Raw genomic sequence first — 8,207 nt, 5'->3', positions numbered from 1 at the left:
CTCGGCGGCGCCGACCTGGCCGCGTCCTTCCGCGCCCTCGACCTGCTCGACGAGTACCACCTGCTGGTCAACCCCCTCGTCCTCGGCCGCGGCCGCCCGCTGTTCCCGGCCGACACCCCGCCCGAGGACCTGGAGCTGCTGACCACCCGCACCTTCGGCAACGGGGTGGTCCTGCTGCGCTACGCCCGGACGGCGGCCCGGGGCGCGAACTCGTAGGCGGCGACCTCGGCCAGCAGGGCGGCGCGGCGCTCCTCCGGCAGGAACGAGGCCTGGAAGGAGTTGGCGGCCAGCAGCCGCAGCGTCTCGTCGTCCAGGCCGAGCGCCTCGGCGAGGGCGTCGAAGTTGTCGCCCGCGTAGCCGCCGAAGTAGGCCGGGTCGTCGGAGTTGACGGTGGCCAGCAGGCCGGCGTCCAGGATGGCGGGCAGCGGGTGGTCGGCGAGGGTGTCGACGCAGCGCAGCCGGACGTTGGAGAGCGGGCAGAGGGTGAGCGGGATCCGCTCGCGGACCAGCCGCTCGACCAGGGCCGGGTCCTCCAGGCAGCGCAGTCCGTGGTCGATCCGCTCGACGCCGAGCACGTCCAGCGCCTCGGTGATGTACGCGGCCGGCCCCTCCTCGCCGGCGTGGGCGACCCGGTGCAGACCGGCCTCGGCGGCGCGCCGGTAGACCTCGCGGAACTTGGCCGGCGGGTGGCCGACCTCGGCGGAGTCCAGCCCGATGCCGGTGATCCGGCCGCCGAACCAGGGGCGGGCGGCCTCGAAGGTCTCCAGCGCGGACTCGGCGGACTCGTCGCGCAGGAAGCACATGATCAGCCGGGTGCTGACGCCGTGCCGCTCCTCGCCGCGGTCCAGCGCCCGCCCGAGGCCGTCCACGACGACGGCCAGCGGCACGCCGCGCGCGGTGTGCGCCTGCGGGTCGAAGAAGATCTCGGCGTGCCGCACGCCCTGCGCCGCCGCCCGGGCCAGGTAGGCCTCGGCCAGCTCGGCGAAGTCCTCCTCGGTGCGCAGCACGGCCATCAGCGCGTAGTACAGGTCGAGGAAGGACTGCAGGTCGGTGAAGGCGTAGGCGCGCCGCAGCTCCTCGGTGTCCGCGTACGGCAGGGTGACGCCGTTGCGGGCGGCGAGCGCGAAGGCGAGTTCGGGCTCCAGGGTGCCTTCGATGTGCAGGTGCAGTTCGGCCTTGGGGAGGGGCATCGGTGTCAGTCCGGGGATCGCGGTACGGATACGAAGTTGTCATCCTACGATTCCGCCGCCTCCGACCACGCATCGGGCAGATCGCGCACCCGCCGGTACGGCGAGGCGATGAGCAGGCCGGCGGAGGCCATCAGCAGCAAGATCATGATCCACACCGTCGGCCGCAGGCCGAGCACCTCCCCCAGCAGGCCGCCGATCACCGCGCCGAGCGGGATGGTCGCCTGGTTGGCGGTCATCGAGGCGGACACCACCCGGTTGAGCAGCGCGGGCGGCACGTAGCGCTGCCGGAAGCTGCCGAGCACGACGTTGGCGAGCACCACGCCGCCCACCATCACCGCCAGCCCTGCCGCGTACAGCGACAGCCCCGCGCCGGGCCGGGCGGTCGGCAGCAGCAGGCCGAAGGGCGTGATGGTGAGCAGGGCCAGCAGGACGCCGCGCGCGGTTCCGTACCGCCGGGTGACCGGGCGGGCGAGCGCCGCCCCGGCCACGCCGCCGAGCGCCCCGGCCGCGCCCAGCCAGCCCACCCCGGAGGGGGCCACCCCGAGTTCGTCGATCAGGAAGAGCGCCGACACCGCCTGGTAGCCGGCCAGCGCGAGGTTGGCGACGGCCCCGTAGCGCAGCAGCGCGCCCAGGTACGGGTCCCGGCGGACGAAGGCCAGCCCCTCGCGGACCTGGCGGCCGAGCGGGGCCGGATCGAGCGCCGGGGCCGTCGTCCGCCGGTCGCGGATCAGCAGCAGCGCGGCCACCGCGGCCAGGAAGCTCACCGCGTCGACCAGCAGTCCGACGGCGGCGCCGAAGGCCTGCACGGTGAACCCGGCCACGCCCGGCCCGGCGACCTGGGCCGCCGAGGCGCCGCCCTGGAGCTTGGCGTTGCCCTCGGTGAGCTGCTCGGGGCGCAGCAGGTCCGGCAGGTACGCCTGGTGGGCGGCGCCGAGGAAGACCGCCGCGGTGCCCGCGAGCAGGGCGACCAGCAGCAGATGGGCGAAGGTCAGCACGCCGGACCAGGCGGCCGCCGGCACCGAGGCGTACAGCACCACCGAGACGAGGTTGCCGCCGACCAGCACCGCGCGCCGGCCCCAGCGGTCGATCCAGACCCCGGCCGGCAGGCCGACCAGCAGCCAGGGCAGCCAGACGGCGGCGCTCAGCAGGCCGGCCGCGAGCGGTCCGGCGTCCAGGGTGACCACCGCGACCAGCGGCAGGGCGACGGCGGTGACGGCGGAGCCGAAACGGCTGATCGTCTCGCCCGCCCAGAGCAGCCGGAAGTCGCGGTGGGCGAACAGGCCGGCGGGTAACCGGGGCGCGCCCCGCAGTCCGGTGTCGGTCACGGCCGGGCCGGGACGCTGTAGGCGAAGGCGAACACCGGCCGCCGTTCGCGGCCGTCCTCGGGGACCGGCCGGACAGCCCACCGGGACAGCAGCTCGACCAGTTCCCCGGCCAGCTCGCGGGCCTCCTCGGGGGTGAGCCGCAGCCAGGTATCGGTGGCCACGGCGCAGCCCTCCCGCCACGGCTCGGGGTACTCGTGCCGGGCGGCGGACCAGCCGCGCACCAGGGCGGCCTGGCGCTCCAGTTCGAGCGAGCCCGCCGCGTCGGCGACGGCCTCGGCGACCGGGTCGTCGGCGAAGTCGGCGCGCCGCCAGCGCGGGGTGCCGTCGGTCGGGCGCCACCAGCGTTCGCGGCGGTCGCGGGCCAGCTCGGGCGCCTCCTCGACGAGGTCGGCGTCGGCCAGCACCTTGAGGTGGTGGCTGATGCTGCCGACGGCCTGGCCGGTGCGCTCGGCGAGCAGGCCGACGGTGGCGGGGCCGTCCACCGCGAGCAGGTCCAGCAGGCGGCGGCGGACGGGATGGGTGAGGGCGGCCAGGACGCGGGAGTCGGCGATCTGCCGGACGGCGCGCGCGCTGGGCTCGGTCGGTTCGGACATGCCGTGAGACTATCCACAAGAATCCTTGTGCAACAGCCCTTGTACATGACTTCTTGTGCGACCCGGCCACCGGCGTCGTCCAGGTGTACGGAAGGGGCGCGCGGGGCACCGGGTATCCGGGGGGTTCCGTTCCCGCCGAGGAGGGAGTGGCCAATGCGGCACCCCGACGCCCCGCACACCAGGCCCGAGGGCATCTCCCCGCACGCCCTGGACAACGACACCCTGGTGCACGAGCTGGAGCAGCTGCACCGGACCAGGCACGAGACCTTCCTGTACGGCTCCGAGGAGGCGCTGAAGCGGCACACCCTGCGCACCGGGCAGCTGGAGGCGGAGTACCTGCACCGCTTCCCCAACCGCCTGGTCACCGCCGGCCGGACCAGGGCCGGGGCCCGCGCCCGCGCGGCGGCGGCCCGGGCCGAGGCGCTGCCCGAGTAGCGGGGCGGACGCACCACCGCCCGGCGGGACACGCCGGGCCGTGTCGGCGTGCCCCGACGGGGGCGGTGGGCGAGGGTGGGAGGACCGACACCTCCACTCCGCGCAGCCCCTGGGAGGGCCCCGATGCCCATCGCAAGCGTGAACCCCGCGACCGGCGAGACCCTGGAGACCTTCGAACCGCTGGACGCGGCCGGCCTGGAACAGCGGCTGGCCCGCGCCGAAGCGGCGTTCCGGACCTACCGCACCACCTCCTACGCCCAGCGGGCCGGCCTGCTCCGCCGCGCCGCCGACCTGCTCGACCAGGAGCGCGAGACCGTCGCCCGGACGATGACCGAGGAGATGGGCAAGCCGCTCACCGCCGCCCGCGCCGAGGCCGCGAAGTGCGCCAAGGCGATGCGCTGGTACGCCGAGAACGCCGAGGCGCTGCTCGCCGACGAGCACCCCGAGCCGGCCGACGTGGCCGACTCCGGGGCGGCCCGCGCGTACGTGCGGTACCGGCCGGTGGGCGTGGTCCTGGCGGTGATGCCGTGGAACTTCCCGTTCTGGCAGGTGGTGCGGTTCGCCGCGCCGGCGCTGATGGCCGGCAACGTCGGTCTGCTCAAGCACGCCTCCAACGTGCCGCGCACGGCGGTGGCGCTGGAGGAGCTTTTCCAGCGGGCCGGGTTCCCGGAGGGCTGCTTCCAGACCCTGCTGATCGACTCGGGCGCGGTGGAGGGGGTGATCCGCGATCCCCGGGTGGCCGCCGTGACGCTCACCGGCAGCGAGCCGGCCGGCCGGGCGGTCGCGGCCACGGCGGCCGACGTGGTGAAGAAGGCGGTCCTGGAGCTGGGCGGCAGCGACCCGTTCGTCGTCCTGCCGAGCGCGGACCTGGACGCCGCCGTCGCCACCGCCGTCACGGCGCGGGCGCAGAACAACGGGCAGTCCTGCATCGCCGCCAAGCGGTTCATCGTGCACACCGACGTCTACGACCGGTTCACCGCGGCGTTCACCGAGGCGATGCGGGCGCTGAAGGTCGGCGACCCGATGGACGAGGCCACCCAGGTCGGCCCGCTGGCCAGCCGGCAGGGGCGGGACGACCTGGCCGAACTGGTCGACGACGCGCGCGAGCACGGGGCCCGGGTGGAGTGCGGCGGGCGCCGGCCCGACGGCCTGGGCACGCCGGGCCTGGACGGCGGGTGGTTCTACGAGCCGACCGTGCTGAGCGGCATCACCCCGCGGATGCGGATCCACCACGAGGAGACCTTCGGCCCGGTCGCCACCGTCTACCGGGCCGCCGACCTGGACGAGGCGGTCGCGCTGGCCAACGACACCCCGTTCGGGCTCAGCTCCAACGTCTGGACGGAGGACCCGGCCGAGCAGGACCGCTTCGTTCGGGACATCCAGGCGGGCGGGGTGTTCTTCAACGGCATGACGGCCTCGCACCCGGCCCTGCCGTTCGGCGGCGTCAAGCGCTCCGGCTTCGGCCGTGAACTGTCCGGCCACGGAATCCGGGAATTCTGCAACATCACCACGGTCTGGATCGCCTAGGAAACGCGCAGCCCGCTCAGGACGCGCCCCTCGCGCCCCCGGCCGGGGCCGTACGCCCCGGCCGGATCCGGCCACATTTCCGGACAGCCCGTTACTCCGTTTGCGCACTTTCCCCCGGCGTCGACGAGGCGAACGGGAGGATCGCCCTTCACGGAGCACGGACAGACCCTCCACAAAACCCCTTCGTTGACAAACCGGTGTGAAATCCTCCGCTCATCCTCATAAAAGCTGAGACGCTTCTTTCCCGGTGGCCGAACCCCTCCCTATCGCGCACAAAAGAATCCCGCCGTGCGCGCTTTTCCGGATACGTTCTACGCCGACCGGCCGGAGGGTCGGTCACCACGGGAAGGAAACGCGATGAAGCCCTTCAAGCGTGCCGCCGCCGTCGTCGCCTCGGCGGCCGTGCTGGCCGGCGGAATGACCGTCCTGGCCGCCGGTCCGGCGAGCGCCGCCACCGAGGTCACCCTCCAGAACGTCGCCACCAGCCGCTACCTCGACAGCAACGGCAACGGCGACGTCTACACCCTCCCCGGCAACGGCGGCTCGTACCAGCGCTGGTACGCCAACGACCTGGGCGGCTCCACCTTCACCCTGCAGAACAAGGCCACCGGCTTCTGCCTCGACTCCAACGGCAACGGCGACGTCTACGCGCTGAGCTGCAACGGCGGCAGCTACCAGAAGTGGGTCAAGCGGCGCGCCACCTACGGCTACACCTACCAGAACGTGGCCACCGGCCGGTACCTCGACAGCAACGGCGACGGCGACGTCTACGCGCTGGGCGGCAACGGCGGCTCGTACCAGCAGTGGCGCTGACCGTCCGTCAGGCGGTCGAATGGTCCCAACGAAGCAGCTGATCCGATATTCCATCAACTCTGAATCGTGTATTCGACGTTGATGATTGGCCCTTCCCGGCCGCCAATCGCCGGGGAGGGCTTTACCGTGCTACGGTGCCCGCTCGGAGGCCTTTCACGCCCGGCGGCGTTCGCATATACGGGCGAAATCCCGTCCACCCTTTCGAACAGCCGAACAAATCGGCCGCATGACCACTCGCACCCGGGATGACGGGGATGTCCAGTGACCATCAGCACACCCACCTCAGCACTCCATCGCCGGACGGAGGATGACGCTCCGCCGGTGGACCGCTCCCCGGCCGGCCGACGGGTGCGGTTGATCCCCGGGTCCATCGCCCTCGCACTGTTCCTGATCTACGCGTTCTTCACCGTCCGCCGCCATGAACTCCTGTTCACCAGCGGATACGACCTCGGAATCTTCGAACAGGGCGTGCGCGGCTACGCCGAGGGCCGCGGCCCGATCGTCGAGCTCAAGGGGCCCGGCTTCAATCTGCTGGGCGACCACTTCTCGCCCGCCCTCGCCGTCCTCGCGCCGTTCTACCGGCTCCTGCCCAGAGCGGAAACGCTGCTGCTGGCCCAGTCCGCCCTGGTGTCCGTCGCCGTCGTGCCGATCTGCCGCTGGGCGCTGCGCGCCGCCGGACCGGCCACCGCGCTGGCCGCCGGCCTCGGCTACGGACTCTCCTGGGGGCTCGCCTCGACGCTCGGCTTCGACTTCCACGAGATCACCTTCGCCGTCCCGCTGATCGCCTTCTCGGTCTGCGCGCTCGGCGAGCGGCGCTGGACCGCCGCCGCCCTGTGGGCCGCACCGCTGGTCCTGGTCAAGGAGGACCTGGGGATCACCGTGGCCGCCGTCGGCGCCTACGTCCTGTGGCGCGGCGACCGCCGGGTGGGCGCGGCCACCGTGCTGTTCGGCATCGGCGCCTCGCTGCTCGAACTCCTGGTGCTGCTCCCGGCGATGAGCCCCGGGGGCAGCTTCGCGTACTGGGACAACCTGAGCGGCGGCTCGGGCGGCCGGAACCTGCTCGCGCTGCCGCTCGACCTCATCACCCCGGGCGACAAGGTCGTCACCGTCCTGCTGCTGCTCGCGCCGACCGCGCTGCTGGCCGCCCGCTCACCGCTGACGGTCGTCGCCCTGCCCACCCTCGGCTGGCGGCTGCTCTCCAACAACCCGGCCTACTGGGGCACCAATTACCACTACAGCGCGGTGCTGATGCCGATCGTCTTCGCCGCCTTCGTGGACGTCCTGGTGAAGGCGCGACGGCGCGACGGCACGGCCGCCCGGTGGGTCGTCCGGGCGGCGCCGCCGGTCAGCGCGGCGATCACCCTGGCGCTGCTGCCCGCCTTCGCGTTCGGCCAGTTGCTCACCCTCGACCTGTGGCGCACCCCGGCCCGGGTCGAGGCCGCCCGGTCGGTCCTGGCCGCCGTCCCGAACGACGCCCGGGTCGCCGCCTCCAACCGGCTGGTGCCGCAACTGACCAACCGCTGCGAGGTCATCGTGTTCGGCTGGCCCCAGAAGTGGTCGACCGCCGAGTGGATCGTGGTCGACGAGGAGCAGCCGATGGGCTGGCCGCTGCCGCCGGACAAGGAGCGGCAGGAGGTCGCCCTCGCCAAGCGCAGCGGCTACCTGGTGGTCCGCAGCGACCACGGCGTCACGCTGCTGCGACGCGCACCCGGCACCACCGCCGACACGGCGGCCGACGTGACCGCGCCCGGCGCGCCCGGAGCCGGCTGACCCGCCGCCCGCGCCCGAACCAGCCCTCGCCTCCGACCAGTTCAGGGATCCCGTGCCAGTCGAAACCGGGCTCAGCCCGTCCACCCGTGCGAACCGGCCGCTGCTGCCGCGCGCCGTCCGCCCGACCGCGTCCGGCGGCACCGGCCCGCTCTCCGGACGCCGGACCGCCGCCCTGGCCCTGCTCTGCTTCGCGGTGACCGCGGCCTGCGGGCTCCAGCAGTGGTCGGCGGTCCTGCTCGGCGGCTTCGACCTCGGCATCTTCCACCAGGGCGTGGCCGGATACGCGGACCTGGGCCTGCCGGTCTCCCCGGTCAAGAGCTACCACCACGAGTTCCCGCCCGGCTTCTCGCTGCTGGGCGACCACTTCTCACCGATCCTGGCCGTGCTCGCCCCGCTCTACTGGATCTGGGAGGACCCGCGCGCGCTGATCCTCGGCCAGGCGCTGCTGCTGGCCGCCGGCGTGCCACTGATCCGCCGGATCGCGGTGCACTGCTTCACCCGCCCGGCCGGGGACGACGAGGACCTCCGGGCCGCCGGCCGGGCCGCCGACCTGG

The 8,207-nt window shown here is 73.6% G+C and carries 9 protein-coding genes; 6 read left to right on the top strand and 3 right to left on the bottom strand.

Annotated features, from left to right (window positions below):
* Positions 1-216: dihydrofolate reductase family protein (locus ABD308_RS06540; protein ID WP_344328729.1), on the top strand; the 216-nt coding region annotated here is incomplete at its 5' end.
* Here the strand turns inward: ABD308_RS06540 and ABD308_RS06535 are convergent.
* Genes ABD308_RS06535 through ABD308_RS06525 form a run of 3 tightly spaced genes read right to left on the bottom strand, consistent with a single transcriptional unit; the run spans position 180 to position 3,108 of the window.
* Positions 180-1,190: an adenosine deaminase gene (locus ABD308_RS06535; protein WP_344328719.1), complete on the bottom strand. Its 1,011-nt coding sequence runs from the start codon at positions 1,188-1,190 to the stop codon at positions 180-182. The two genes, ABD308_RS06540 and ABD308_RS06535, sit on opposite strands and share 37 nt — an antisense overlap.
* Positions 1,191-1,234: 44 nt before the next feature.
* On the bottom strand, positions 1,235-2,515 hold the full coding sequence (locus ABD308_RS06530) for an MFS transporter (protein ID WP_344328709.1): 1,281 nt from the start codon (positions 2,513-2,515) through the stop codon (positions 1,235-1,237).
* Positions 2,512-3,108: an ArsR/SmtB family transcription factor gene (locus ABD308_RS06525; RefSeq protein WP_344328682.1), complete on the bottom strand. Its 597-nt coding sequence runs from the start codon at positions 3,106-3,108 to the stop codon at positions 2,512-2,514. Before ABD308_RS06525 ends, ABD308_RS06530 begins: the two co-directional genes overlap by 4 nt.
* Before the next feature lie 153 nt (positions 3,109-3,261).
* Between ABD308_RS06525 and ABD308_RS06520 the strand changes: the two genes are divergently transcribed.
* From ABD308_RS06520 to ABD308_RS06500, 5 genes are all read left to right on the top strand, one after another.
* Positions 3,262-3,543 carry a DUF6158 family protein gene (locus tag ABD308_RS06520; protein WP_344328651.1) on the top strand — a complete coding sequence of 94 codons (282 nt, stop codon included), beginning with the start codon at positions 3,262-3,264 and terminating at the stop codon, positions 3,541-3,543.
* A 123-nt stretch (positions 3,544-3,666) separates the two neighbouring features.
* Positions 3,667-5,070: an NADP-dependent succinic semialdehyde dehydrogenase gene (locus tag ABD308_RS06515; RefSeq protein ID WP_344328646.1), complete on the top strand. Its 1,404-nt coding sequence runs from the start codon at positions 3,667-3,669 to the stop codon at positions 5,068-5,070.
* A gap of 357 nt (positions 5,071-5,427) precedes the next feature.
* On the top strand, positions 5,428-5,883 hold the full coding sequence (locus ABD308_RS06510) for an RICIN domain-containing protein (RefSeq protein ID WP_344328638.1): 456 nt from the start codon (positions 5,428-5,430) through the stop codon (positions 5,881-5,883).
* 321 nt (positions 5,884-6,204) lie between these two features.
* Positions 6,205-7,653, top strand: a complete 1,449-nt coding sequence (locus ABD308_RS06505) for a DUF2079 domain-containing protein (protein ID WP_344328630.1) — start codon at positions 6,205-6,207, stop codon at positions 7,651-7,653.
* A gap of 52 nt (positions 7,654-7,705) precedes the next feature.
* A partial coding sequence (locus ABD308_RS06500) for a DUF2079 domain-containing protein (RefSeq protein WP_344328620.1) occupies positions 7,706-8,207 on the top strand: 502 nt, incomplete at its 3' end.

This window comes from Kitasatospora putterlickiae, assembly GCF_039527695.1.
Classification (GTDB): Bacteria; Actinomycetota; Actinomycetes; order Streptomycetales; family Streptomycetaceae; genus Kitasatospora; species Kitasatospora putterlickiae.
Note: the sequence above shows the minus strand (reverse complement) of the source record. Positions and strands in the feature narration are given on the sequence as shown.